Consider the following 26192-nt stretch of genomic DNA (forward strand, 5'->3'; position numbering starts at 1 on the left):
GATCATTACAACCATGTCAGGCCGCACAGTTCACTGGATTATATGACACCGGTTGCCTATGCAAATAATGCAGCTTAAGATGAATATTCTCTACTTGGTCGTGGTACTAAGCCGGGGGAAAGGTCACGAATGCGCCTAACGTTTTAATAACGTGACACCGTGAGCGGAGGCCTGCTTTTTAGGCCGTAGCTCATGGTGGTCACGGTTGATTTGCTGGTTAGGCATTTTGTTTGATTGCCTGTGCTAGTTTGTAGATGCCCAATGCTATGAGCACAAAACCCACGCCTTTAATATGAGGTGTTATTGAATTACACAGCGTGGAATGTTCAGACAAGCCTATGTTTAATGCAACTAACCCAACACAATAATTAATTGAAAATTGAGTAATGGTAACGAGGATAAAACCCACCAACATTAGAATAATGCCAATATTTTTATTTTGTTTTAATAGAATGACACATGCACCAATGCATATTGCTAGTGCTGGCATGACAAGTGGTGAACTATAAAATCCAATTTCCATTTGTTTTTCTCTTTTGTTGCCTAACGTTTGCATGTAGGGCCGTTCACTGCGCAGCGAAGCGGAGCAGTGAAACGGTCCCACCACGATGCAGTTGTTATGTTGATGTCGTTTAGTTCCATTTTATAGCTATTCCAGAACAAGTTTTTGGCGCCCAACAATCATTGATTAATGGAGAAGTGCCGCAGCTCATATTAATAATCGCATCTGCACCCAAATAAACAGCTTTCTTTTTTAGGTTGAATAAAGCAACTGTTTCTTCACCAGTATATCCACTGACAGATGAGCAATCAGCAGAGGATAGTTCTTGAATTTTTTGATATGGGCGTTGCACTTTTTTACCTTTTTCAAATACAGTTATTTTTTCGGCCCGTGCTAATTGTTCAGAATTTAAATGTGGTGGTCCTGAGATGCAACTAGCAAGAACAAGCACTAACAAAATTAACAATAATTTTTTCACAATTTTCCCCTTTGTAAACATAACGTTCAAACTCAGCCGCGCCGATTTTTGGCGTCGGCTGGAGTGTCTTGTTATCTGCTAGCAGCCTCGTTTATATTTAATATCTAATAATAGATGGCCGTTATTAATAAGATCGCTGATGTTTATAGATTTAACTTCACCAGCTGGCACCTTGGGTGGGGTGCCTACGTCACACCACATATCCGACTTATTTTCTATTATATATTTAATAGAATCATTGTCTATTTTTACTATAACTATGCTTTTCGAGTTGAATGTATAAACTTGACCTATCTCAATAGTTTTTACGTCGATATATTGGATATCGGATTTTGGGTTGATCCAGGCGAAGCTGTTAATTCCAGGTATTGCTACTTCGAACCATTCTTGCTTCTGATTGAGTATTGTTTGATGAAAATATGGCCCATAACCCCAATCTTGATCATATAAGTCAGGTGTAAATTCTATAACTTTGTTATTTATAGATTTAAATGATGCTTGGAATGAACTACCAGGTGTTACTTTTATCTGTAATTCACCTAATTTCGGCGAATTTTTGCTCGGTTCAGAATGGACGTTTATTGACCATATTTTACTAGAAAGATGTTTCTCTTTGCATTGTTCCAATTGTACTGGAGATGATTTGTCTTTCTCACACAGTCGATAGATTTGATTTTCGTTTTCAACCCACTCGATCATTTCCTCATTCCATAGACCAACCCAGCCGATATCTGAAACTTCTGCCTTAGTAGCAAATGTAATTGTTGGAAGCGAGTGTAGCAGTATCCCTAAGGTTATTATTTTTAAAAATTTCATACGAGTCCTTTTGAGCAGATAACGTCCGCAATGAGCGGCACATTGTAGCGTTGCTCGTTTTGTGCTATTAAAGCACAAAACGAGCAACGCGGAAATGTGCCCGGCTCGATTGCGCTTGTTAGAAGACAATTTCATAAGGAATACATCCACCTGGTCGGTCATGAGCAAGACCTGACTGTTTAAAACCTAATGCCTCATAGAAGTTAGCAGCCACCACTGATGAGTTTAAAAGTAACTTGCCCTTTGGGCTCCTCTCACTACAAACTGCAATTGCTTCAGCTAATAGTGACTTACCGATACCCTGTTGTTGAAAAGCTGGTAAGACAAATAAATGAGATAGGTTCCAGAACTCCTTGACAATAATAAAGCCAACTATACTTTTGTTAACTAGAAACTTAGAGCTGTATCCATTTAAACCAGAAGAAAACCACTTTTGTAACGATACATTTATATCGTCTATTAAGAAAATCGCTTCTTCTTCCGTTGTCGCGACAGAACAACGAATAGTTTCCTTAACGATTAACTTCAATTTCTCACTGTCAGTTTCTTCTATGATGTTGTTCATGCCTGTCTTCTAACGTTCGGGTAAGTGGCGCGCGCCTTTTGCGCGTCCAAGCGAAGCGAACTTTACCTGCTTGTTAGTTGCTTTTATACTAGCTTTGAAGACCCAGTCCATCCATCACTCCGTAACCCGTGCTGTTGTTCAATAGGTATACCATCACATAGTGCATCTTTGATAGCAACTGCTGCCTCATAAGCCTTATTGGCATTATTGGGTGATATTTGTTTTTCAAGTTTTGATTTTGGGGCTTCATCTCTTAAGTCGTCATATTCATCTCTGCTCCAGATTTCATTTTGTTCTATGAACTCTGGTTTTGCATGAGCTATTTTATTTCTGAATCTTATTAGCCAAACTGCGCGTGACCATGGCTCTTTTGTGAAATCAGCATCTATGTTTAATTGTGAACAAATAATACGTAATTTTGCTATTGGTGTAGAGCTTTCAAAATCACTCCAGTTTTCTATAAAACGCTCACCGAATGCGTTGCAAAGTGCTTCGAGAGCTAATGCGCAGAATGTAATAGTTATCAACTCGCTATAAAACCAACCTGGTTTTTTCTCGTTTGCGTCTTCTAAAGACATCCGCGCTGCTCCAAGCAACATATGGTGTGCCGAGAAGCTTCTTTCTCTAGTTACATTTAATTGCGGATTATCTGTCATTTTTTTGCAACTAACGTTTGAGGGCACTGGCGCCCAGAAAAGCGGAAGCGAAGCGACGCTTTTGGGCGTCCATGTGGCCCGACATGTTAGCCATTGTTCGCTTTAAATTCATCAAATATCCTTCTCAATTCGGAGAAAGGCTTTAAACCTTCCTCCTTTGGATTACTAGGTAATTTCTGGTGATCTATATAGCGAATCCCAGTGACAACGTCATATTCCCCCAATGCCATATCAAGTAGTATGTATGCACCAGATATAAAGGCATTTCGTTCTTCATCAGTATAGTTTGGATGGTAAATAATTAGGTCAAAATTTCCGTCCTCTACGCGCGTATATATCCATATTTCACTTGGTACAAATTCCTTACCCGCATAATTCAGATTAAATTGTGCGTAATCATTCATGCGTGGCCTGAACGCAACAATATCCCATTTCTCTAGTTTGGGAGCAGCAACTGCTAGTGCCTCAACAGAAGGAAATAATTCTTTTATTCCATCGGCACTAATAATAAATTCACGTTTCCCACTTTTTTCAGTTGATACCTCGAATGTAATACCTTCTTTATACTTTGCAAGTTGCTCGGTAATTTCGTCTAGAATTGGTTCTCTATTTTTCTCAAATTGAGAAATTTTCGTTTGATTCTTTTGGAACCATTTCCAAAAGATTTGTTCTTTAGTTTCTTTCGCAAAAAGCCCCATAGGTATCAACACCAATATCAAAGTTGTAACGAATCTTTTCATTTATATGGCTAACGTTAAAGTTAAACCGACCGATGGAGCGGGGCCAGTTTTGTGCGAATTTGCACAAAACTGGTGCCGCGGAATTGGGTCGGTTTGAACGGCTTGTTATGTTCTTCTACTTTCAACCTCATTTGCGCACCTCACAGTAGCGCATACTTGAAACATGCCCATGCGCTTCGATTTGCGAATTTTCAACCATTAAGCGAAGCCTTTGAGCATAAAACAAATCTGGAATGCCTTTAGTTCGATTTGGAAGTTCTGTCATTGTAAGACCGACAACCATCGCCATTTTTCTCCAATTGGCATTTACATTGTTTAATAAAGCTTTATCGATCTCGGATATATCTTCCTGTGAAAGGTGACTGATAAGACTATTTTCTTCGTCAGTTAATTCTCTATCAGGAACTGGCTCTTCATAGTCCATTGAATCTACCTTTATTGAACATAACGCCTAGCCCAGGGGCGCTGAGCGCGCAGCAGCGAAGTGTCCAAAAGGAGCGCAGCGACTGCTCTGGGGCGACTTGTTATGAGTGCTACTTGCAATCACTCGGAATTTCTCTCGCTAGCTTCTTAATTTCACTAATATGTATCGTTCCGTCGTATTTGGCTTCAAACCCATCCGACTCCTCGTAGTGATAATGGCCTCGAAATTCCATATATATTCCTTGATAAGGTTTAGAAGTGTTCTTGTCATAGAATTTCTTAAGCTCTGCATTGATTGATCCCCAACCATGACTAGCCCAATATATTTTCGGGTCCCCACATGGTTTTATTGAATCAACACCTTCACCCCATGAGTATACTCCTCGAAACGTCTCATCATGAGCGAAGGAGGCTGAGACACAGAAGAAAAATATTGCAAATGACTTAAATCCGAATTTCATTGTGTTAACTCATAACGTGCCAGCTAAACCGACCGCTGGAGCGGTGCGTGTTTTGTGCGATTATGCACAAAACATGTGCCGCGGAAGTGGGTCGGTTTGAGCGTGTTGTTATGTTCTTCTGCTGTTGATTTCATGTGCGCACCTCACAGTGGCGCATACTAGAAAGGTTCCCGTTTGCTTCGATTTGTCCATTTTCAACCATTAAGCGAAGCCTTTGTGCATAAAATAGATCTGGAATGCCTTTGATACGATTTGGAAGCTCCGTCATTGTAAGCCCTACAACCATAGCCATTTTTCTCCAACGGGAATTTACATTGTTTAACAAAGCTGCATCGATCTCGGATATCTCTTCCTGAGAAAGATGATTGATAAGACTATTTTCTTCATCAGTTAATTCTCTATCTGGAGTTGGTTCTTCATCTTCCATTGATATCACCTTTATTGAACATAACGACAAGCTAAGCGGCCGCCGCAGTTTGGCGGTCCGATTTTGAGCGCCTTGTTAGATGTTTTTGTGATGATGTCATTTAGTTTCTTTCTTTAATGAATGCAAAATTTTACCAAAACCTATCTCAACGCATTCATTTCCTTCTTTCTCTTTACATAAGATTTCATACAAATTCAAATTATTATCCATAGATTTAAAGCCAAGCCATTTAGAGTAATTAGCTGGTGAAATTTTAGTATCAGGACGTTCACGTCCTAAAATTATCATATCTATGTCTAGTCCAACGTCATAATAATCTAGCTGAACATCGTAGTACTTAAAGTCTTCCAATCCTGTAACGTTCCCTCCACTGTCGAACTTTACGACTTGATTGGTCGTTGTCAAATAATCACCTTTCAAAAGGATACTGCCAACGATGCACGCACCATCGCTATTTACATTTTGGCACGAATCTATCTTAATAAACGATTCGCCATCTATTTCTATGCTATTGTCAGACAGCTTATTAATTTTTAAGGAATCATAAGATGTTTTAACGCCTTCATGGAATTGATAAATCATAATTACAGACTTGCTTGATTCCTTTGGAATAACGATAAATTTGCTGCCGCGTTGTGCTTTTTTAGGCGATTTTGTTTCTTTCAATTTTTCATGGTAATTCTTACTGATCCATGTGCCGGCATAGGAAGTCTTCTCGCTGGCTTCACATATTCCAACGGTAATTAGTAAAAAAATAATTATAAATTTATGCATATTCATCTAACGTTTTATTAACAGGCATACCGCAGTGGTGTGTATTTTGTGCGATTTTGCACAAAATGCGCGCCGCGGAGGTATGTCCTTGTTGAATTTCTTGTTATGTCTTCCTTCTAAACTTAGACAATATAAGTTTGTATATATTTGCTTCCCAGGTAACTATACTTTTGTATGCATTTGTTTTACTAAACAGTATTGCTGCTACTATTAGCAAGCCAGTATAAATTGGCAGAATTAGTACATATGCCTTTTTATCAATCCCTCTATCTATAAGCCAATAGACAGTAAAAATAATATAATAGGTAACAGAGAAAGCGTCACTAAAACCCATTTTGATATTTCTAAAACGGATTGACTGAAAAACATAACCAACTGTAAACCATCCTGAAAAAACGAATGCAATAGAAACAATACTCCATATCGCTCTTTTCATTCCTTCATCATATATCTGATACAAAAACAAACCCAATAATAATGAGTAGGTAATTGCATTTCCTGTGTCACCAAAGTGCTCTTTAGCTGATTGTTTTATAGACATAACAGTATGTTATACAGAGTCTGTATATCACCCGAAATCCCGATGTTATGCAGACTCTGTATAGTTCAATATACGATGCCGCTGTATAGTATTTCATATTATTTGTAGTCTTATATGAAGCATATACTCCAATACCAGGCTGAAGTCTGCCTGGCGGTAAATAACAAACACAGCCATTTCCGCTATATCCAGTTAGATTTTGTCTATATTGCAGCAATTCCGGTGCATGAATCAACAATGAATTCGGGTAATTCCGGCATTTACCGGCCACACCCGGCCCGGGCGATGATGGAGAAGTGGCTGGTTTCGCGGCGCTGCGGGATAAATCTGATTAGAACTGTTCCAACAGTTGCGGGAGCTGGGTGATGTGGCTGATTTCCCGCGTGACCAGGGCCCGCTGGCTGTCGACGTTGACGGCGCTGTGCAAGTACTGGGTGATGAGGATGGAGTGCAGGCCGACTTCGCCGGCGCCGATGTGTTCGTCGCTGCCGCCATCACCGACAAACACGCATTCGCCGGCGCTGAGGCCAATGCCGTTGAGCGCGGCGTGATAGATGTCCGGCTCCGGTTTGCGGCTGCCGACATCACAGCTGAAGATGGCGCTGTGGAACAACTCGGCCATGGGTGAACGCGGCCAGGCTTCGACTTCGCCTGACGAGGCGTTGGACACCAGCGCCAGTTTCAGTCCTTGTTCGCGCAGGGATGACAATACGGTGAGCACGTCGTCCGGCACGTTGACCAGCGCGTAGTCAAAACGCGCCTGGCGTTCATCGGATGCATTCTGGATCAGTTCATCGGGTATGGAAGGATCGATGCCGTGAGCCATTTTCTTGAGGCTGTCGAAATGGCTGGTGGGCCGGGTGATCTCGTGATCAAAACTGAAGCAGGCCTGGTTCCAGCGGGCGGCATCGACGCCGAGCACGTCGGCTGTATATCGACCGACGTGATCCGGCACCGAGCCTACGTCCACCAGGGTATGAAATAAATCGAAACAGACGCCTTTGATCATAATAATTTATTTGTCCGCAATCTGGATTCCTGCTTTCGCAGGAATGACGAGGCTGTGGGTCAGCAAATTCCAATACCGGATTCCTTTCCCACAGAACCCTTTCAAGGGTCATCGCGGGTACTCTGGCTCCGGGTGTTAGCGGTTGAAGCAGGTTCTGTCAGCAGCAGCACGACTTCTTCACCGGCTTGACCGCTTCGATATGGGCGGAGACGACATAGTCCTCGATGCCGCGACCCGGTGCCCAGTCCTTGATGAATTCCTTTGATTCATCCTTGGGCGTGATCGATACGGCGTCGAAGCCGGCGTCCTTCATGTATTGCTCCAGCACTTCGATTCGTGATGCGCCGGCCATGCAGCCTGCATACAGGAGCTGGTCGTTTTTCCATTCATCAGGCATGTCGATGGTGGCGACGATATCGGAGATGGCCAGGCGACCGCCGGGCTTGAGCACGCGGTAGGCATCGCGGAACACCTGTGCCTTGTCCGGCGACAGGTTGATGACACAGTTGGAAATGATGACGTCGACGCTGTTGTCGGCCACCGGCAGGTGTTCGATTTCACCGAGGCGGAACTCGACATTGGCGAACTTGCCCTTTTCGGCATTGCCACGAGCCTTGCTGACCATGTCCGGTGTCATGTCGACGCCGATGACGCGGCCACTGGCACCGACTTCGCCGGCAGCGAGGAAGGCATCAAAGCCGCCGCCGGAACCGAGATCCACCACCACTTCGCCCTGTTGCAGGCTGGCGATGGCACGCGGGTTGCCGCAACCGAGGCCCATGTCCGCGCCCTTGGGCACGGCGGCCAGGTCGGCCTCGGAATAACCCAGGCGCGTGGATACCAGGGTATTGATGGCGTCGTCATCAGAGACGCCACAGCAACTGCTCTCCGGCCCGCAGCAACTGCTGGCAGCACCGGCATTATTGGCTTCCGCCACCTTGGCGTAACTCTCCCGCACCTTCTGGCGGACTTCATCGGCTAGTTTTTCGCTCATGGGAACCTCGTGAAATACCTTGTTGGCCAATTATGGGGCCATTTACCGGTAACGCAACCCGGATCGCGGCGATCGGATCGGGATACATTCAATTCGCAAGTCTTGCTCACCCGGCCCGACGGCAGCCGTGGCGGTTATTGCGCCAGCAGTGCCAGGTAGCTGACCACCATGTAGCGCAGCAGCTTGCCGATGCTGACCAGCAGCACGAACCAGCCCAGCGGGATGCGCATGACGCCGGCAATGACGGTGAGCGGATCGCCGATCACCGGCACCCAGGCGAAACACAGCGATACCAGGCCGTACTTGCGGTAACGCTGCTCGGCCTGGACGAATTCTTCCTCGGACAGGCGCAACCATTTTTTCACCAGGCTGAGGCTGGCCCAGTAACCGAGCGCATAGTTGGTGAGCGAGCCCAGCACGTTACCGGCCGTGGCCACGGTGACGAGCGTTACCGGCGACAGGCCGGTTAACAGCAGCGCGGTGAGCACCATTTCCGAGCTTAGCGGCAAAATCGTCGCCGCCAGAAACGCGGCAATAAACAGGCCGGTATGGCCGAACTCGGCAAGGTATTCCATGGATTGTCAGTGAGTCAGTGTTCCCGGTCGGAGCTGGTTCAGGATATGGAGATCATAGTGACTTTGCGTCACCGGGGAAACCGGGGCTTGATGCGGTATGAAAATCGGTGCCGGCTTACAGTTACCGCAAATACGTCGGGCAACTGCGAACCGGCTCCGGCATGATTGTTACTTGTTCAACATCTGCACAATCTTGTCAGCGTGATTCTCGATCAGGCCCTTGGCCGTACCGTTCGCTGTAGGGTTCTTGGACTGGACAGTAAATTGCCCGGCAACGGCGTCAGTTTTGACATCCTTGATGGTGACCTTGCTCAGGATGTGATCAGAACCTGCCATCGCACCGAAAAGTACGCGATTGGCGCCATGCCTCATGCGGTATTTCTCAACAACTATCTCGATACGCTTGGCGGCCTTGTCTTTTTCCACCATGTTGAAACCGGCGCTTTTCAGGTTGGCTTCGAGGCGGGGAGCCAGGATGACCATGGCTTTTTCCGGCACTTCCGCGGTATTGATAATCTCGTATGCAACCGCTTCGTCCTTGCTGAGAGAAACCGGTGCCTCGACCTTGGAAGACGTTCCCGCGCATGACACTGTCAGAAACGCGGCTGCCAATATTCCTATCATCCTCATTTTCATACTGATACTCCTCTAGTAGTGTTATCACATTAGCCGGAACACGGCACAGCGCTTCCGCGAAACGGAAAAACCGTTACCTGGTCCCGGTGTTTTTGATTGCGTTACTGTTAATATTTTTACTTCTTATTTCTTACGTCTTAATTTTTATCAGTGTGTGGTGGACAGCTTTGGCGGGGTGATACCGCGTCTACTCAAGACAGCAAACTTTTTATTAAGACAATCGTCTCTGCATTTCCTGGTCAGTATAGCAGACGGCAGTATGGCTCACCAAACCATGCAGCCTGGTCCGCGTTACGTTATTGTCAGAACGATGTGATTGAAATGGCAAGACTTGGCATCACCGAATGCGGCTATCGTGAACACCAGTAATTCAGAAGCAGCTTGAGCTGGAGCAGACAGCCAACAGCAAGCCATGACACGCGCATTGCAAATACCGATATCACGACTGAAACCTTATAACGCGACGTCCGGATATTGACTGTCGCGATGAACCAGCGTGTTATTTTTCACCGGTACCAATATATGCACGGGCTGTCAGTATCACCGGGAGATCGGTCATTTGCGCGCGCAGGTAGTCCAGCATGATGGTGCGCTTCTCCTGCCACGCGGCTTCATCAAACCGGCTCTTCAACATGACGATAGGCGCGCTGCCTCGGATCATGGAGTCGAGAAATTCTTCCGCATCCGTTACCTGCCACTTACCATCGAATGACGTCACGTGCACATTGCTGAATCCTGCTTGCTGCATTTCATTTTTGAAATTATCGGGATCTTCAAGGTTCAGAATCTTTTCCGGCATGGATTCAGTCTTGGCCGGAAACGCAGTGCCTATGGCGGAGAACATCAGCTGCATTAACGGTGACTCCGACACCGGCGCCCAACTGGTCACGGCGGCCCTGCCGCCCGGCTTCAGGGTGCGATGCAGCTCACGGAATCCCTGGATGCGATCCGGAAAGAACATGAGACCAAAAATGGAAAACGCCCAGTCAAAACGGTTATCGTCAAACTCCAGGTTCTGGCCATCCATAAGCGTGGTGGTAATGTTGTTTGCCTGCTGCTGCTCAATGAGCTTGTTGAAGCAATCGAGCATACCCTGGGAGAAATCGATAGCCTGAATGTTGACCTTGTCATTGCGTAACAGCAAGGACAGCGTGCCGGGACCACAGGCGACATCCAGCACCTCACCCTTGCCGTCATAACCAAGCAGTTTCATGGCCTGGTGACAATACTGTTCAAACAACGGCTTGGTATCGGTCACGTAGCCACTGGAAACCAGTGACCACGGGTCCGGGAGAGACATGGGATTGCTTGCTGTCATTGCGCGTCCTTTCTGCTGTGCTTGTTTTCGACATAGGCGGCCAGACTATCCAGCAGATGCGGCCACATTGATTCCATACGCTGCGCCTGCTCCCCTGACTTGATATTGGACTGCTCCAGTGTCAATTTTGTTCCATGCTGTTCCGGGGCCAGGCGATAATCAATAACCAGGCAGTTCTCCGGGAGCTGTTCGGTACCGTGGTTATCGCTCCAGTATCGGTATTTAAACTGAGCAGGTCGCGACAGGATTTCGATTACACCATGATCACGAAACGCCCTGCCATCAACTTCACCATCGAGCAGAATCTCACCGCCTTCGTGCCATGATGACGTGACTTGCTTCAGCGGAAAATACCGGACGATGTGTTCCGAGGATGTCAGCACATCAAACACCGCTTCCGGCGAAGCGTTGATATGACGTGTTTTGTGAATACTGAAACTGTTCATTCAGGATACGTCTTCTTGATCACTCGCTTCCGTAGCTTCCATTAAACCGGCTCCAGCCTTTGATGCGGCGCATCGGGATAGATCACTGCAATACTGTCTCCGCCCTGCACCCGGCCACCGGTTTTGACAATGGCCATGACACCGGCCTTGCGGATCAGGTTACCGTCGTCATCACGATCCAGCACCGCGGCGGTCAGCCCTTTCTGATAATCATCCAGTTGATGGCAGGGAGTGCGCAGCCCGGTGATAACAAGCTCGGCACCACCGGGAAATCGCAAGACTGTATCCCGGGGCAAGGCCAACAAGTCCAGACCAATGGTCGTGATGTTTTCACCAAGCGTTGCCGGTTCGACGTTAAAGCCCTTGTCTTTCAGCTCCTGTATCAATTCAACATGAATCAGGTGCACCTGGCGCAAGTTGGGCTGGGCCGCATCTTTCTTCACCCGGGAACGATGCTTGACCGACTCGCCACGATGCGCGTCACCAACCACGCCTTCATCGGCGACCAGTTCTATGAAATCAACAGCAATCTTGGAAAAGCCGTGTTTTTCATTTCTGCTGACAGATACTACGGATGCCATAAATATCGTCCCTGTTGTAGTTATGAGTGTGATCTTTGGTGCATTCAGGCGTGCTGGCTAACAAGCCTTGAATATCAATTCTCATTATATTCATTGTTCACATACACAACCTTTTTTCCAGCGAAACTTTCATACAATTTCGTATGGGCGCTATATGAAAATACGTCATCCCGGTCGTGATATTGCTCTATCCACTTCACCAGCATTTCCAGGTTGTTGTCCTGATCCTCCTTTCTGGCATACTTGTGCGGCTCCCATGGCCGGTTTCGCGCATTGCTCACACATTGGGATATCGGGAGATTCAGAAATATAATCTCGTTGGCAAACGGTACAGCGACTTCCAATAAATCTGCATAGCACCCTTCAATGACAAACCCTTTGTTCGTGTTGATGAATTGCATGATGTGACCGGCTGATTGTTCCAGGGGCATTCTGCGTGGCGGACTTTCCGGGAGCCAGGCCAGGCTGTCCAGGTCAAGATGCGCCAGGCCGCCCCCCGTTGCCAGCTTCCTTGCCAGGGTTGATTTGCCTGAGCCCGAGTTTCCGAATATCAGAACTTTACGCATGCTTTTCACCCGTACGAGTCAGAACAACCACCAGGCGAGCACCACCCCGCCTACCACCGCATCAAATACTGCGCACAGTGGCGGGAACCAGCGAACAATGGGTGTCTCCACCTTGTTGACATGATGGAGCACATCCCAGCCGCCATGCAGAAAATAGCCAACAGCGATCCATACCGGCGAGAATACCAGGCCGAGTATGGCGCTGATGAACACGGTAATCACAAACGGTAGTTCAATTCGAACGAATCGTGCCCCGGCCGGCGTTAACGCCGCACCACCGTAGACACAGGATGTCAGCGCCAGGAACAGGGCAAATACTTCAAGCTCATGCCCGGTCAATGCAAAATGAGTTCCGGCAATAAAAGTCGCCGCCAATGCTGCGCCGGTGATCATCATGGTTGTTGTCATAGCAGTTCCCTCTATATGCGGTAGTGCGCTGTTTGGGTAAGGCCGCATCCCATGATCAGCGCCTACCAAATATGCGTACAGTATTTCCGTGTCACCAATTCCCGGTCATCCATTGGTTGCCAATGTCGACTCTCTAGTGAATCCGGTTTCCTAACAAACATTTAATGGAATCATGCCATTTTGTCTCGCTCCTGTCTCAGGCTGGCCTGAGACGAGAAAACGATACAACATCGGCTAATACCGGGCATCCGCTGGCGTCGCTATCCGGTCAGGACCAACCCGCTCCCCGCATTCGCCACTTACCTCCATCCCTGCGCCACTGCTACACTCCGCCCCCATGTTGCAACTGGACAATCTCACTCTGCGGGTCGGCGGTCGCGTGCTGCTGGCGGACCTGGACCTGGCGATCCAGCCGGGTACCCGGCTGGGCATCGTTGGCGCCAACGGTACCGGTAAATCCAGCCTGGTTCGGCTGATTACCGGCGAACTGTCTGCCGACAAGGGCGAGCTGCGCCTGCCGTCCAGCTGGCGCCTGTCCTACATGGCCCAGCACACGCCGACAGGATCGCAGTCGGCCCACGATTTTGTGCTCGATGGTCATGCACCCTTCCGCCAGGCCGAGGCCGAGTTACAGGCCGCCGAGGCCAGTGGCGACGGTCATCGCATTGCCGAGGCCCATGCCCACTATGATGCCATTGACGGTTACCGGCTGCCGGCGCTGGCCAGTGAACTGTTGCACGGTCTTGGCTTCGGTGCCGAGGACCAGGGTAAAGCCGTTGAATCATTTTCCGGTGGCTGGCGCATGCGCCTTAACCTGGGCCGGGCGTTGATGACACCCTCGGACCTGATGCTGCTGGACGAGCCCACCAATCACCTGGACCTGGACACACTGCTGTGGCTGCAGGACTGGCTGCAACGTTACGATGGCACGTTGATCCTGATTTCGCATGATCGCGAATTTCTTGATGCAGTGTGCAACCACATTGTGCACATTGAGCATCAACAGGCGCGACTTTACCGCGGTAACTACAGCAGCTTTGAAACCCAGCGCGCCGAAGTGCTGGCCCAGCAACAGGCGGCATTCAGAAAGCAACAGCGTGAACGTGCGCACCTGCAACAGTTTGTTGATCGGTTCCGCGCCAAGGCAACCAAGGCCAAACAGGCGCAAAGCCGTATCAAGGCACTGGAGCGCATGGCGCTGATCACACCGGCGCACGTGGATTCACCGTTCAGCTTTCACTTTCGTGCATCGAAACAACTGCCCAACCCGTTGTTGCAGTTACATCATTGCGACGCCGCCTACGGTGACAAGACCATACTCGAGGATGTCAGTATCGACTTTGCCCCGGGTGATCGCATTGGCCTGCTCGGCGCCAACGGTGCCGGCAAGAGTACCCTGATCAAGCTGATGGATGGCCAGCTTGCGCCACGCAGCGGCGAACGCAAGGCCGCCAAGGACCTGGCCATTGGCTATTTTGCCCAGCACCAGGTTGAACAGCTGGATGACAACGCGTCACCGTTGCTGCACCTGCAACGCATCGATGGCCGCGCCGATGATCAGAGCCTGCGCAGCTTTGTTGGCGGTTTTGGTTTTCATGGTGACCGGGCACTCGACCCTGTTGCACCGTTTTCCGGAGGTGAAAAGGCGCGGCTGGCGCTGGCACTGATTATCTACCAGCGGCCCAACCTGTTGCTGCTGGACGAACCGACCAACCATCTTGACCTGGACATGCGCCACAGCCTGACGCTGGCGTTGCAGGAATTTGAAGGCGCCATTGTCGTGGTATCCCATGACCGTGCGCTGCTCGACAGCGTCTGCGACCGGTTTTACCTGGTGCAGGATTCCCGTGTCAGCGAATACGAGGATGACCTCGACAGCTACCGGCGGTTGCTGCAAAAACGCTTCAAGGCCGAGAATGCCAACAGCCGCCCGGCGACGTCGGAACATGACGATACCAGTGCCACCACGCGCAAGGATCGAAGGCGGGAGCAGGCGCAACGGCGCGAACAATTGCGACCGCTTTTGAACCAGCAAAAGAAGCTGGAACAGGAAATGGCGCGCCTGGAACAGGAAAAAGCCAAACTGGAACGAGCGCTGGCGGACTCAACACTCTATAATAATGAAGCCCGCAAGGCCGAGCTGCAGGAACTGCTGAAACAGCAGGGGCTGAACCGGCAGAAACTGGAAGACGCCGAGACGCAATGGCTGGACGTAAGCAGCCAACTGGACGAAGGTTAAACACCGATGAATGATATTGCTGACCGCCTGGTGGATCTGGAGATCCGGCTTACCGAACAGGAAGCCGCCATTGAGGCGTTGACCAAAAACAGCCTGGCCCATGACCGTGACATTGACGCCGTGCTGGAACAACTCAGGGAAGTGAAACAGGCCTTGCAGCAAATGACGCCGCCGGCTGCCGGCAGTGCTGCCGACGAACCGCCACCGCCGCATTATTGATTACTATAAAGTTTGATCACAGCCCGCTTCAGGGCATGCAACACTTCTTGTATTTGTTACCACTGCCGCAAGGGCAAGGATCATTGCGGCCGGTCTTGTCGACCTGGGCCGGGCTGATGTCGCTCTTCGGCGTTTCACCATCCAGGTAAAACCAGGTGCCGTTTTCCTTGGAGAACTCGCTGCGCTCATGCAGCACCCCGGGTTTACCGCTCACGCTGAAATGGGCCTTGAACTCCACTACACCGGTATCGTCACTGCGTTGACCGGCTTCGGTGTTAATGACTTCAAGCCGCTGCCATTGCATGCTGCCATCATCATTGAGATTGATTGACTTGGGCTGGGTGCGACTGTGCCAGGTCTTGTACAGGTAGGCTGAATCACCACGGGCATAGGCCGTGTAACGGGAGCGCATCAACGCTTCGGCCGTGTTCGCGTATTTCGACCCGGTATGGTATGGCTCACAACAGGCCGAATAACTGTCGCCACTTCCACACGGGCACTGCTGTTCGTTCATCGTGTTTACTCCGCCGCCTTGCAGTCCAATTATTTTATAGTAATAGTTATAACAGCGCTCGCAGCGCCTGTTCCTCTACGGGAAACTCCAGCGGCAGTATATCAGGAAATACTGCCTGCAAACGTGCCAGTTGATGTTTTTGCTCCTTGTCGTACAGGGCAATCAGACGAGTGTCAGGATACTTCTGCACGGTGGCAAGTATTGATTCGAGGCTGCTGGTGCGATCACGAAAGTCCGACTGAAAGTTGAACTCGGCAACAATGACATCGACGCGGTTCTTCTTCAGCCAGCTGATGGCCTTGCGTGCAGTGGTAACGGTCTGCACGCGGTAACCGGCCTGCTCATATAATGATGTGAAATTGGGATAACCGCCCAGCTCTACAATGCTGAGCAGGGATTTTGTTGCTGACATAGGCCACCCGGTTCAGACAGTCGGTGGCATTGTGCCAGATCATGAATGACAAAACAGCTTCTATTCGGGTCGTCGCGGGCGCTGCCCCGGAAACACAGTCTTGTCTGTCGGTTCATGACCAAAGAACCCGCGCAGGCCCAGCCTGTGCAACTGGTAGTACAGAAAACAGCCGATACACCAGCCCAGGTACGACACCAGGGTCAAGCCAAACAATACCAGTACCAGCGCCCATGCCACCTGGCCATAACCCAGATAATACACCCCCAGAATAATGGCCGCGGTCAATGCGCCGATTAACTGGCCAAAGCTGTGCGGCTGGATATTGTCGATGCGGTAATCGGACTTCATCAATCCCAGGGGTTGCACCAGCCAGCGATACGCCCAGACAAACGGGCTCATTGGACGGTACAAACCTGTCACCAGGAAGATTGCTCCCAGAACGACAAGCCAGCGCATATCCTGTTGCAGACCGGCAACGAGACACATGAACATGGTGATTAATTGGCCGGTCTTGATTTCAGCGTGATCCAGCGGCTTTGCCATAACATAACTCCGGATTGTGTTGGTATGACGAAATTCTAGTTATACAATTTTTATACAGGAATACTAATTTTTGCATAGTTGTTATATATTTCTGTATATGCCGAACTGGGACGATTTTCGCTACTTTCTTGCTGCTGCACAAAGCGGCAGCTTGTCTGCAGCTGCAGAGTTGCTGGACTCGAACCAGCCGACAGTAGGTCGTCATATCGAAGCACTGGAACAGGAACTGGGTATTCGCCTGTTTCGGCGACACCATCGTGGCATCGACCTGACCGAAGAAGGCGCGGAAGTATTGAAACAGGCCCAGCTCATGGAATCGGGCGTGATCAATATTCAGCGAATGCTGTCTGAACACAGCGGTCAGTATCGCGGTACGGTCAGACTGTCAGTGCCCGAGGGTGTGTGCAACGAACTGATCCTGCCGGCACTACCCGGGTTCCGCAAAAGCCAGCCCGGCATCCAGATCATCCTGTCGCCATCGGCACGGTTGAGCAACCTGGTACTTGGCGAAGCGGATATTGCACTGCGCCTGAAACGCCCCGCCGAATCCGACCTGGTGACCAGGCATTTGCTCACCATGAATATGGGCCTGTTTGCGAGCAAGTCCTATCTCAAGAATCACAAGGCCATACGAAAACAGGATTGCCTGAAAAATCATCACTTCATTGTCTATGGTGAAGCATTGTCTCACCTGGACGAAAACCGCTGGCTCACTGATGTCATTAAAGACAGCAACATTGCACTTTACAGCGACAGCACCAGCGCCCGGCTCCGGGCTACCGAAGAAGGCATTGGCATTTCCATACAGCCACTGATTATTGCGGCACCAAACCCGAAGCTGGTACAGCTTCTGCCGCGCCTGACGTTGCCGTCACACGAGTTATGGATCGCCTACCACAAGGACCTGCGTCACTTTCCGCGCATTCGTTGCGTTGTGGATTTTCTGACCGGCCTGTTTTCCGGCTGAATTTCCCAATACACTTTATATATCATGCCGCATGGATATTCCCGACATCTGTACGGGAATTAGTACTGATTGTGGCAGCAGCGAATTTGCCGTCTATACTGGAAAGTCGTAAGCAAAATATTACTTTCGTCCATATACATTATATAAGCCGGGAACCAGTCAATGGACACACATAAACGCCTGCTGGTCAAACAATCCGTGGATGATATGCGTGAGCAAATGGACGCATTATCACAACTGTTCTTTCGTGAGCTGTTTCACCTGGATATCAGTCTCAAGCATGTTTTCGCGGGCAACGTGGTTTTTCTCAACCGCAAGTTCGCCAACATGATGAACACGCTGGCCAGCCTCAAGTACCTCGAAAAAATCAAGCCATCGCTGATCAAAATGGCGGAACGTCACCTGCTGGCCTACGGCGCCCAGGCAGAACACCTGGAGCTTGCCAAGCATGCGTTAATGCTGGCGTTGCGCTCACGGCTGGAAGACAAATTTACCGAAGAACTCGAAGCAGCCTGGAACGGTGTACTCACGGAAGTGACAGGCATCATGACCGATGCCATGGAGCGCGTTGATCGCCGGGAAGCCAAGCGTGATCGCCAGGATGATGATGCCTATGATCCTGACTTGCTCAACAAGATTGGTGGCGCCGACACCGTAATGAAAGTGCATGAACGCTTTTATGATGTCATGTTTGATCACCCCTGGCTGGGACGTTTTTTCGGCGGCAAAAACAAGCCGACCCTGATTCGCAAGCAGACCGAGTTCATGGTGGCCGCCTTTGGTGGTCCCAACAACTACAAGGGTGATACGCCGGCGTTTGTGCACATGCACATGTTTATTACCGAGGAACAGGCTGACTTGCGCGAATCCATATTGCGACAGGCGATTCTTGACCAGGGACTGTCGACTGATATCGCCGACAGCTGGATGAAAATGGATCAGTCGTTTCGCCGCAGTATCGTCAAGCAGTCGGTGGATGAATGCATCATGAAGTGCAAGGGACAGGCGCCACTGGTGGCGCCAAAACCCAAGGATTATGACCAGTCGGCTGCCTGAGGCGATCGGGCAGCAGCAGTCTTAAAGCATTTCGACAAAATCTTCCAGCGCTGTCCGGGTATGGCTGTCAAGATCGGCAAACCTTATCGCCGTACCCTCGTTGGATACCCGGGCAACCTCGGCCTGTAACTGGTAGGAATCAATCTTCGTACCGTCGGTATTGAGATTCATGGTCAGAACGACCGGTGTTTTCTTGCCAAGCCCGAACCAGGCCACGCTCAACAGCGCCCCGGTTTCGCTGATATCATGCACCCTGCAGAGCCTGAACGTTGAATCCGTACTCAACATCACTTCCTGGTCCAGCGGATGCCGGGCCGTGGTGCGGTGTTCACTGTCTTCAGCCATGATCCACCTCAATATTTTGTATTTACCCTCAATGCAATTATGACCTAAATAGATACAAACCTACAAGCCTCTGGGCAGTTATTCTGACAAACAGCACTCCGACAGCCGCGCCCTGAGTTCGTCCAGGGTATTGCATTGCCGAAGAGCTGTCGCCGGCAGGCAAATGGACAGGCTTCCATCAGACCATTTTAAAACCGCGGGAAGTTCAGCGGAAATAGCATACTTCTCTTTGGCCTCGTCACGATGCAAAAATTCACAATCTGCGGGCAACCATTCGACAAATTCCCGCCACTGCGGTCGCTCACTGAAATATCCATGACTAAGCCGGCACAATTGGCAGGAATAGGTGTTCGGAGACAGCATTTTATGCGCGGTATCAATAGCGGCATTAAACAGCCCGCTATCGGCATTGTAAACAAAAACCAGTCTCGTTCTCATGTCATGGCCAAACCCGCGACAGGGTTCTGTTTTGTATCAGGCTTTGGCAAAACCTGTGTTGCCAATGGCAGGAATAATGTCATTGACAGTGTCGTTTACCACGTAACAATCGCGACCCTTGTTTTTGGCAACATACAGAGCGTCGTCCGCGCGCTTAACCAGGAGATCAAAATCCGCTTCCCCGGCAAAACTGGCGACACCGGCGCTGATCGTCATGTCGGTTGACTTGCGGACAAGATCACAGACGCGGTGAGCCACCTCTTCCAGCTCCGCGTCATTGGTGTTCGGCAACACTATCAGGAATTCCTCGCCACCGTAACGTACGACCATGTCGCCGTGCCGTGTTTCGTTACGAATACATTCTGCCACACCGATCAGGGCTTCATCGCCACGGGCATGGCCGTGAGTGTCGTTATAGGCCTTGAAGTGATCGATATCGATAATAATGACGCCAAACGGCTCTTCGTAACGAATCGCATGTGGCAACATTTTTTCGACAAACATGTACAGACCACGACGGTTGTGCAGGCCAGTTAACATGTCAATCAATGACAAATTGTCGCTTTCAATCTTGAGCTGGATATTTTCGATAAGCGTACGATTAAGTGACAACGCGTAGTTGCCAAATACCACGATACATGCAAGGAACATGTAACCCAGCAGGTTGAAATAGGATTCGCCGATCATGAACATGCGCGAGGCCAGCGGGATCATGATCATGCCGCCGGTAACAGCCACCGACTTCATCGAAACACTGGACGTGACCAGGTTGCCTGCGCCCAGTATGCAAAGAAACAATGCAACAATCAGGAGATGTTCATTTTCGAGCGGCAGGAACAGTGCAGCGACGACGCTGCCAACGGTCGGTATAACCGAATAAATCCAGCGCCGCTCCCAGATGCCGATATTGTCCGGGGTCACCTTGCCGGTCTGAAGGCCGCGCTTGAGCTTTTTGGCAACTACCATACGCGGCAACAGCGCGCCCAGGGAGGCGCAAACCCATATCACTACATAGGAAAGGGGGATATGTTCTTTCAGAAAGAATCCGAGGAACAGGATCAACAAGGCCATGCCGACGACGACACGAGGCGCGCTGTTGTACAGAATCTGAATACGCTCAAATTCTACTTGCTTGTCGCTGATTATCATTATTGTTTCCTTTTGGCGCACGATTACAGCGGTCGTGCCAACAGGCGCGGATGATAGCTCATACACCCTGTTTTCACAAAATACGGGACGGAAGGCGACTGCATAATAACCGCTATTCGACATACAAATGCGGCACATTCACCTTCCTGGCTAATGGCTCACTGCCTGCATTACCCCATGGCCCCCGGGGCCGTTTTCGCCCGGCACTGCCCGGTCGCCGCCCGCCCGGGCGCAAAAAACCGAATTTTACTCGCCGGTTGTTCCCGATATACTCGCGTGCTTTCCAGATCGCATTCGGGACAAGAGGCACACATGGCAGAGATCCAGAAATTTGGCCAAATCGGCACCCCATTATCGACATCCGCTACCCGGGTCATGTTGCTCGGCGCCGGCGAACTGGGCAAAGAGGTCATCATCGCCCTGCAGCGGCTGGGCGTCGAAGTCGTGGCCGTAGACCGGTATGCCAACGCCCCGGGGCACCAGGTGGCACACCGGTTTCATGCCATCAACATGGCCGACCCAAAGGCTCTGCGCCATCTGGTGGAGCAGGAAAAACCCCATTTGATAGTTCCGGAAATTGAGGCCATTGCCACCGATGAACTGGCACGGATTGAGGCTGACGGCCTGGCCGAAGTCATTCCGACTGCTCGCGCCACCCAACTCACCATGAACCGGGAAGGCATCCGTCGTCTCGCCGCCGAAGAACTGGGTCTGCCGACGTCACGCTATGCCTTTGCCGAATCACTGGATGAACTGCAGCAGGCTATCGACAGCGGTATCGGTTACCCGTGCATCGTCAAACCGGTCATGTCCTCCTCCGGCAAGGGGCAGTCCACCATAAATGGTCCTGACGATGTACAGGTCGCATGGGATTACGCCAAATCCGGCGGGCGCATTGATCGCGGCCGGGTGATTGTTGAAGAAATGATCGATTTTGACTACGAGATCACGCTGTTAACCGTTCGCGCACGTAACACTGCCGGTGACGTCGAAACCAGCTTCTGCGCGCCAATCGGTCATCGCCAGGAAAAAGGTGACTACGTGGAATCCTGGCAGCCTCAAGCCATGAGCCAGGCAGCGCTGGACAAGTCTCGGGATATCGCCCGGGCCGTGACCGGCAACCTCGGTGGTCGCGGCCTGTTTGGCGTTGAGTTGTTTATCAAGGGTGACGACGTCTGGTTCAGCGAAGTGAGCCCACGGCCACACGATACCGGCATGGTCACCATGACCAGCCAGTGGCAAAACGAGTTTGAATTGCATGCCCGCGCCATTCTTGGTCTGCCGGTTTCGACCGAACTGCGCAATGCCGGCGCCAGCGCGGTCATCTACGGGCAGCTGGACAGCCAGGGCATTGCCTTCAGTCATGTCGACGAGGCCATGCAGGTGGAGAACACCGACCTGCGCCTGTTCGGCAAACCCGAATCTTTCACCAGGCGACGCATGGGCGTGGCACTCGCCCATGGGGGCGACGTCGATGATTGCCGCGTTCGCGCCAAATCTTCCGCTTCCCGGGTAATCCCGGTCAAAGCCTGATCCGATTCACACCTTGTAAACCTGGAGCTGTACTAATGAAATCACCCCTGGCCTGGCTGGCCCTGTCAGCCATCTTGTTGACCGGTTGCGACAAGCCCCCCTATACCAATCTCGATAATGACGAACTGGCGACGCTGCTCAAGCAAGGTACGCCTGTTATTGATATTCGCCGTCCGGACGAATGGCGGCAAACAGGCATAATTTCCGGCAGCCAGCGCATTACATTTGTAGATGGCAACGGCCGATTGCAGCCGGACTTTTTCAACCGCTTCACCGCCGCTGCCGGCAAGGATGAACCGGTTATCCTGATTTGCCGCACCGGCAACCGCACCAATGTGCTGGCACGCATGCTGGCGGAAAAGCTCGGATACACAAAAATCTACAACGTAAAAAACGGAATCAGTCACTGGATTCGCGAAGGCCGCCCGGTTTCAAAAGCCGACTGACGAGCCCGTCGTCAAAGCATATCGGGGGGTCTCCCCCGATACTTGCCCTCTTCCCGGACACGATACCGCCCCTGGTATCAGCACAATGTCGCCTGGAGCGTCTCAGCCTGATCCGGATACCCTTCCGCCTTTTCCCCATGAAATCTATTTATGGCATTTATTTTTCATGTTATGGAAAACCGTACTAATTGATATTAATACCTATTTATTCACAACACATTTACAATTTTTTATCATTACGATCCCGTATCATCTCGAAATTATGATACAGTTGATATCAATTGATATTCAGCGGGGGCAGTCATGGCAATATTATCCGAATCTCTCATAAGACTTGTAAAAAACTATTGCGGCGAACGCCGTTTGTATTCACGGGAAAATGTACACAGCAAGGGTCGCATGACTGTTGCCAATGACACGTTTCCCGTCACCTTGATCGACCTTAGCCAGGACGGAGCCCGGCTCAATATTGATGACTCAACTTCTCGACACCTGGAAAAAGGTGAAAAAGCCAACCTTGTGCTCACTTCCATGGACAAGAAGTATGGCGACATACTGGACCTCCAGGTAAGCCTGGCGTATATCGGCGACAATGAAGTTGGCGTACATATTGACTCAGTCAATCACTACAACGACCTGACAGACGTCGCCTGATTTTCTGGGAACGCTGACCTGCATCAACGCATGGTCAGCATATTCATGCTCTGCTTTACGGTTGCCGAAAACCGCTTCAACACGGCCCTGTCATTGTAACCAGGAACCGGCGTCACATGTTTCCATGCAACTACTTCCTCTTGCAGGAGGTGCAGCATGAATACCCGTAACATTTTCAAACTTTTCTCCGGTATCTTGCTCGGGCCCAGCCTGTTCGTCGACACAGCATCGGCCAGTCGTCGTGAAAATACGAAACCAGCGGTAATTTCACTGCTGTCCTGGAAAACCTGAAATCTGGACTGGAAGCCGTCCAGCTCATGATTACTGATGCAGAAAACCTGCCCCGGGGGACTGGAGAACAACAAGCACCTGCTCGGCGACGAGGGAAAAGGAATACCGTTGGCTTCGAACAGGTCACGCCTCTCAACTTCTGCTCCTTCGCGCTCTATCACGAGGCCTTCAATACGGGTATGAACCTTTCGAACCTGCGTCCGTTCAGGCTCGTAATCTACGGCATGGGAAAGAATCCTGAAAAAATCACCATTATCACGGTACGCGCGCCCGTTCTGATGAAGCGGGACAAGGCGAAAAATCAGCGCGTCGCCAGGCAGGCTAAGGAGCGAATTATCAAGGCCATCACGGACGGCGTGGAGTTGAAGTTATAGCTGATAGCGGTGACCCGGTGATTGTCACAGCAAGCGCTGACAAACTGCGTCCAGGTAACGGGCCTTCCAAAACATTCGGGCGTCAGTCCGGTTGCGGGTCCGTGCCCGACCATGGCAACAACACGTCTACCTGCGTACCCCTTCCCCGGGCACTCCGGATTTCAAGGCGACCGTCATGCGCCTCGGCAATCATGCGACACAGGTACAGGCCCAGGCCATAACCGCCGGTTTCACGTTGGCGCGCGGAATCAACACGGTAAAACGGTTCTGTAAGCCGGGGGATGTGCTCGGGCGCAATGCCTTCACCATGATCCTTTACCCGGAACCGTAACATCCTGTCATTGCCCGTGATGATTAATTCCGGACGGGTTTGCGACTCCGGCGTATACCGAATGGCGTTGCTGACAAGATTACTGAGCAACAACCTTATCCTGACAGGATCAATCGCAACATGGATATCCGCTTCGGGCATGGTCACGGATACCTGTCCACCGGGATAGGCTGTTTCAATAAAGGCCGAAACCAGGCCCCTGACGGAAACGTGCTCGATGTTTAACGCGTTGTGGTTCTGGCTCAGGCGCTCTGTTTCAAGCAACTCCTCTACAAGCTTGCTCATTTCATTCAGGTCATGCTGAATCTTCCGGCTCAACTCCGGATCTGTAATCATCTCCGCGCACACCCGGGACCGGGTCAAGGGTGACCGTAGCTCATGACTGATTGCCAGCAACAGTTGTCGTTTTGACTCCAGCATAAGCTGTACCTTGTCGGCCATGGCGTTAAAGCTGTCAGCCAGGTCGCCAAGCTCATCGGTGCGATGCACATGAATCCGGTGATTCATGTCGCCACGACCAAAAAACTCAAGGCCCTTTCGAATTTTCTGAACCGGCGCAATCAGGTGTCGCGTCAACAGGTACAAAGCCAGCAATACAAGCAACAGCGCGGCCGTGGGCAACAGGCCATGCGGACCTAATGGATGGGAAACATTGGCGAGCGAAAACAACTGCACCGCTCCGCCGGATCGAATACTGAATACCGTCAAGTGGTGATTTTCCACCATGCCATACTCAACACCATCCTTGACATGACTGTATTCCGGCCGGAAATCACGCAGCTCACCACCGGGAAATGGTTGCCCTGTGGACGACCATTGTCCAACCGAATCGGATACATAGATATGCAGTCCAAGGTCGGTGGCCAGCCTCGTGGCACGATCGCGATTCGCCGGCATGCCTATATCGCTGTGAATATAGTCGAGATACTTCACCAGGTTGGGCTGCACCTGGTCACGGAAATGTTGGCGGACCGCGTAACTGACTCCTGCACCAACCAGCGAGACAAAAACCACAGCCGCGACAACAAACATGAAAATCAGTTTACCGCTGAGCGTATGCCGGAAACGGCGCAGATGCTTACAAAACTTCTTCATTGAGGGCGTCCGGTAAATACGTATCCGCTGCCACGAACTGTTTTGATTAACAACGGGTCCGGCATCTTCTTTCTAAGTCGACTTACCAGGATATCCACGGAACGACTGAACAACTCGGTATCAACACCACGCAGACGATTGAGAATTTCGTCGCGGCTGAATGTCTTGCCTGCGGAACAGGCAAGCAATTCCAGCAATCCGAATTCCGCTGAACTCAACTGCAATGCGGCATCATCGACAAAAGCATCGCGCCTGTCCCGATCAACAACGAGAACGCCAAAGCTGAGCCGGTTGTGCTCCTGACCCGTCTTGCGCCGTTTCAGTATTGTCTGGATTCTCGCGACCAGTTCACGCGGCTCAAAAGGCTTGGGCAGGTAGTCATCAGCGCCCAGTTCCAGTCCGACAATACGATCTGCCACCTCTCCCCGTGCTGTCAGCATGATAATAGGTATGTCGCTGTGACGACGGATTTCACGACAGGTATCAAAACCATCCATTTCCGGAAGCATTACATCAAGTATTACCAGGTCATACCGGTTTGCTGATACCAGTTCCAGGCCCTTGCCGGGACGATTGGCACCGCTGAGCCGGAAATCGAAGCGCTGGAAATATTCGGCCAGCACTTCCGCCAGGCGCTCATCGTCATCGATAATCAGAATCTCGGTCATAC

36 protein-coding genes are annotated in these 26192 nt (G+C 50.4%); 9 read left to right on the forward strand and 27 right to left on the reverse strand.

Features of this window, described 5'->3' with window-relative positions; all coding sequences use genetic code 11:
* Positions 1-217: 217 nt before the first annotated feature.
* The 19 genes from OEZ10_13060 to OEZ10_13150 form a co-directional block, all read right to left on the reverse strand.
* The gene (locus OEZ10_13060; GenBank protein MDH5633901.1) at positions 218-556 is read right to left on the reverse strand and encodes a hypothetical protein; all 339 of its coding nucleotides are present in this window, start codon (positions 554-556) and stop codon (positions 218-220) included.
* A 76-nt stretch (positions 557-632) separates the two neighbouring features.
* A complete protein-coding gene (locus OEZ10_13065; protein ID MDH5633902.1) occupies positions 633-980 on the reverse strand; it encodes a hypothetical protein in 348 nt (115 codons plus the stop codon).
* Positions 981-1058: 78 nt separating this feature from the next.
* Positions 1059-1796: a hypothetical protein gene (locus OEZ10_13070; protein ID MDH5633903.1), complete on the reverse strand. Its 738-nt coding sequence runs from the start codon at positions 1794-1796 to the stop codon at positions 1059-1061.
* A gap of 118 nt (positions 1797-1914) precedes the next feature.
* Complete coding sequence (locus OEZ10_13075) at positions 1915-2361, reverse strand: GNAT family N-acetyltransferase (GenBank protein MDH5633904.1); 447 nt, start codon at positions 2359-2361, stop codon at positions 1915-1917.
* 83 nt (positions 2362-2444) lie between these two features.
* Positions 2445-3017 carry a hypothetical protein gene (locus OEZ10_13080; GenBank protein MDH5633905.1) on the reverse strand — a complete coding sequence of 191 codons (573 nt, stop codon included), beginning with the start codon at positions 3015-3017 and terminating at the stop codon, positions 2445-2447.
* 86 nt (positions 3018-3103) lie between these two features.
* A complete protein-coding gene (locus OEZ10_13085) occupies positions 3104-3757 on the reverse strand; it encodes a hypothetical protein (protein MDH5633906.1) in 654 nt (217 codons plus the stop codon).
* 127 nt (positions 3758-3884) lie between these two features.
* Complete coding sequence (locus OEZ10_13090) at positions 3885-4181, reverse strand: DUF3658 domain-containing protein (protein ID MDH5633907.1); 297 nt, start codon at positions 4179-4181, stop codon at positions 3885-3887.
* 590 nt (positions 4182-4771) lie between these two features.
* Positions 4772-5068, reverse strand: coding sequence for a DUF3658 domain-containing protein (locus OEZ10_13095; GenBank protein MDH5633908.1), 297 nt, complete (start codon positions 5066-5068; stop codon positions 4772-4774).
* A gap of 96 nt (positions 5069-5164) precedes the next feature.
* On the reverse strand, positions 5165-5848 hold the full coding sequence (locus OEZ10_13100) for a hypothetical protein (protein ID MDH5633909.1): 684 nt from the start codon (positions 5846-5848) through the stop codon (positions 5165-5167).
* Between the two features lie 97 nt (positions 5849-5945).
* Positions 5946-6383 (reverse strand): hypothetical protein, encoded by a 438-nt coding sequence (locus OEZ10_13105; GenBank protein MDH5633910.1) that lies wholly within the window; start codon positions 6381-6383, stop codon positions 5946-5948.
* Positions 6384-6714: 331 nt separating this feature from the next.
* Complete coding sequence (locus tag OEZ10_13110; protein MDH5633911.1) at positions 6715-7392, reverse strand: HAD family hydrolase; 678 nt, start codon at positions 7390-7392, stop codon at positions 6715-6717.
* 157 nt (positions 7393-7549) lie between these two features.
* Positions 7550-8386, reverse strand: a complete 837-nt coding sequence (locus tag OEZ10_13115) for an arsenite methyltransferase (GenBank protein MDH5633912.1) — start codon at positions 8384-8386, stop codon at positions 7550-7552.
* 134 nt (positions 8387-8520) lie between these two features.
* A complete protein-coding gene (locus OEZ10_13120; GenBank protein ID MDH5633913.1) occupies positions 8521-8961 on the reverse strand; it encodes a DedA family protein in 441 nt (146 codons plus the stop codon).
* Between the two features lie 168 nt (positions 8962-9129).
* Positions 9130-9597 (reverse strand): DUF4410 domain-containing protein, encoded by a 468-nt coding sequence (locus tag OEZ10_13125; protein ID MDH5633914.1) that lies wholly within the window; start codon positions 9595-9597, stop codon positions 9130-9132.
* Between the two features lie 499 nt (positions 9598-10096).
* Positions 10097-10915 (reverse strand): methyltransferase domain-containing protein, encoded by an 819-nt coding sequence (locus OEZ10_13130; GenBank protein MDH5633915.1) that lies wholly within the window; start codon positions 10913-10915, stop codon positions 10097-10099.
* Entirely contained in the window at positions 10912-11361 is a 450-nt protein-coding gene (locus OEZ10_13135) for an SRPBCC domain-containing protein (GenBank protein ID MDH5633916.1), read from the reverse strand. Before OEZ10_13135 ends, OEZ10_13130 begins: the two co-directional genes overlap by 4 nt.
* A 41-nt stretch (positions 11362-11402) precedes the next feature.
* On the reverse strand, positions 11403-11942 hold the full coding sequence (locus OEZ10_13140) for an MOSC domain-containing protein (GenBank protein ID MDH5633917.1): 540 nt from the start codon (positions 11940-11942) through the stop codon (positions 11403-11405).
* Positions 11943-12016: 74 nt separating this feature from the next.
* Entirely contained in the window at positions 12017-12508 is a 492-nt protein-coding gene (locus OEZ10_13145; GenBank protein ID MDH5633918.1) for an AAA family ATPase, read from the reverse strand.
* Positions 12509-12526: 18 nt separating this feature from the next.
* A complete protein-coding gene (locus tag OEZ10_13150) occupies positions 12527-12916 on the reverse strand; it encodes a DUF6010 family protein (protein MDH5633919.1) in 390 nt (129 codons plus the stop codon).
* A 337-nt stretch (positions 12917-13253) separates the two neighbouring features.
* Here OEZ10_13150 and OEZ10_13155 point away from each other — a divergent pair, with 337 nt between their 5' ends.
* Together OEZ10_13155 and OEZ10_13160 are read left to right on the forward strand one after the other, a co-directional pair.
* Positions 13254-15155: an ATP-binding cassette domain-containing protein gene (locus OEZ10_13155; GenBank protein ID MDH5633920.1), complete on the forward strand. Its 1902-nt coding sequence runs from the start codon at positions 13254-13256 to the stop codon at positions 15153-15155.
* 6 nt (positions 15156-15161) lie between these two features.
* Positions 15162-15374: a SlyX family protein gene (locus tag OEZ10_13160; GenBank protein MDH5633921.1), complete on the forward strand. Its 213-nt coding sequence runs from the start codon at positions 15162-15164 to the stop codon at positions 15372-15374.
* Positions 15375-15402: 28 nt separating this feature from the next.
* Here OEZ10_13160 and OEZ10_13165 read toward each other — a convergent pair whose 3' ends face one another.
* Genes OEZ10_13165 through OEZ10_13175 form a run of 3 tightly spaced genes read right to left on the reverse strand, consistent with a single transcriptional unit; the run spans position 15403 to position 16843 of the window.
* Positions 15403-15888 (reverse strand): YchJ family protein, encoded by a 486-nt coding sequence (locus tag OEZ10_13165; protein ID MDH5633922.1) that lies wholly within the window; start codon positions 15886-15888, stop codon positions 15403-15405.
* A 46-nt stretch (positions 15889-15934) separates the two neighbouring features.
* Positions 15935-16300, reverse strand: coding sequence for a hypothetical protein (locus tag OEZ10_13170; protein MDH5633923.1), 366 nt, complete (start codon positions 16298-16300; stop codon positions 15935-15937).
* Positions 16301-16360: 60 nt separating this feature from the next.
* Positions 16361-16843: a DUF4395 domain-containing protein gene (locus OEZ10_13175; GenBank protein ID MDH5633924.1), complete on the reverse strand. Its 483-nt coding sequence runs from the start codon at positions 16841-16843 to the stop codon at positions 16361-16363.
* A 97-nt stretch (positions 16844-16940) separates the two neighbouring features.
* Between OEZ10_13175 and OEZ10_13180 the strand changes: the two genes are divergently transcribed.
* Both OEZ10_13180 and OEZ10_13185 read left to right on the forward strand, forming a co-directional pair.
* On the forward strand, positions 16941-17810 hold the full coding sequence (locus OEZ10_13180) for a LysR family transcriptional regulator (protein MDH5633925.1): 870 nt from the start codon (positions 16941-16943) through the stop codon (positions 17808-17810).
* 162 nt (positions 17811-17972) lie between these two features.
* Positions 17973-18866, forward strand: a complete 894-nt coding sequence (locus OEZ10_13185) for a hypothetical protein (GenBank protein ID MDH5633926.1) — start codon at positions 17973-17975, stop codon at positions 18864-18866.
* 21 nt (positions 18867-18887) lie between these two features.
* On the opposite strand, the gene OEZ10_13190 is transcribed toward OEZ10_13185, so the two are convergent.
* The 3 genes from OEZ10_13190 to OEZ10_13200 all read right to left on the reverse strand — a co-directional run bounded on the left by OEZ10_13190 (position 18888) and on the right by OEZ10_13200 (position 20798).
* Complete coding sequence (locus tag OEZ10_13190) at positions 18888-19211, reverse strand: PilZ domain-containing protein (protein ID MDH5633927.1); 324 nt, start codon at positions 19209-19211, stop codon at positions 18888-18890.
* 78 nt (positions 19212-19289) lie between these two features.
* On the reverse strand, positions 19290-19649 hold the full coding sequence (locus tag OEZ10_13195; GenBank protein ID MDH5633928.1) for a hypothetical protein: 360 nt from the start codon (positions 19647-19649) through the stop codon (positions 19290-19292).
* Between the two features lie 36 nt (positions 19650-19685).
* Positions 19686-20798, reverse strand: coding sequence for a GGDEF domain-containing protein (locus tag OEZ10_13200; protein ID MDH5633929.1), 1113 nt, complete (start codon positions 20796-20798; stop codon positions 19686-19688).
* Positions 20799-21110: 312 nt separating this feature from the next.
* Between OEZ10_13200 and purT the strand changes: the two genes are divergently transcribed.
* The 5 genes from purT (at position 21111) to OEZ10_13225 (ending at position 24096) form a co-directional block, all read left to right on the forward strand.
* A complete protein-coding gene (gene purT, locus OEZ10_13205; GenBank protein MDH5633930.1) occupies positions 21111-22331 on the forward strand; it encodes a formate-dependent phosphoribosylglycinamide formyltransferase in 1221 nt (406 codons plus the stop codon).
* Positions 22332-22366: 35 nt separating this feature from the next.
* Positions 22367-22777 (forward strand): rhodanese-like domain-containing protein, encoded by a 411-nt coding sequence (locus OEZ10_13210; GenBank protein MDH5633931.1) that lies wholly within the window; start codon positions 22367-22369, stop codon positions 22775-22777.
* Positions 22778-23080: 303 nt separating this feature from the next.
* The gene (locus tag OEZ10_13215; protein MDH5633932.1) at positions 23081-23431 is read left to right on the forward strand and encodes a PilZ domain-containing protein; all 351 of its coding nucleotides are present in this window, start codon (positions 23081-23083) and stop codon (positions 23429-23431) included.
* Positions 23432-23587: 156 nt separating this feature from the next.
* Positions 23588-23722: a hypothetical protein gene (locus OEZ10_13220; protein ID MDH5633933.1), complete on the forward strand. Its 135-nt coding sequence runs from the start codon at positions 23588-23590 to the stop codon at positions 23720-23722.
* Positions 23723-23748: 26 nt separating this feature from the next.
* Positions 23749-24096: a hypothetical protein gene (locus OEZ10_13225; protein ID MDH5633934.1), complete on the forward strand. Its 348-nt coding sequence runs from the start codon at positions 23749-23751 to the stop codon at positions 24094-24096.
* 82 nt (positions 24097-24178) lie between these two features.
* On the opposite strand, the gene OEZ10_13230 is transcribed toward OEZ10_13225, so the two are convergent.
* Both OEZ10_13230 and OEZ10_13235 read right to left on the reverse strand, forming a co-directional pair.
* Positions 24179-25522 (reverse strand): HAMP domain-containing histidine kinase, encoded by a 1344-nt coding sequence (locus tag OEZ10_13230; protein ID MDH5633935.1) that lies wholly within the window; start codon positions 25520-25522, stop codon positions 24179-24181.
* Positions 25519-26190 (reverse strand): response regulator transcription factor, encoded by a 672-nt coding sequence (locus OEZ10_13235; GenBank protein MDH5633936.1) that lies wholly within the window; start codon positions 26188-26190, stop codon positions 25519-25521. The genes OEZ10_13230 and OEZ10_13235 overlap by 4 nt, the downstream gene beginning before the upstream one ends.
* Positions 26191-26192: the final 2 nt, after the last annotated feature.

The organism is Gammaproteobacteria bacterium (genome assembly GCA_029880545.1).
GTDB lineage: Bacteria > Pseudomonadota > Gammaproteobacteria > Acidiferrobacterales > SZUA-150 > JAOUOD01.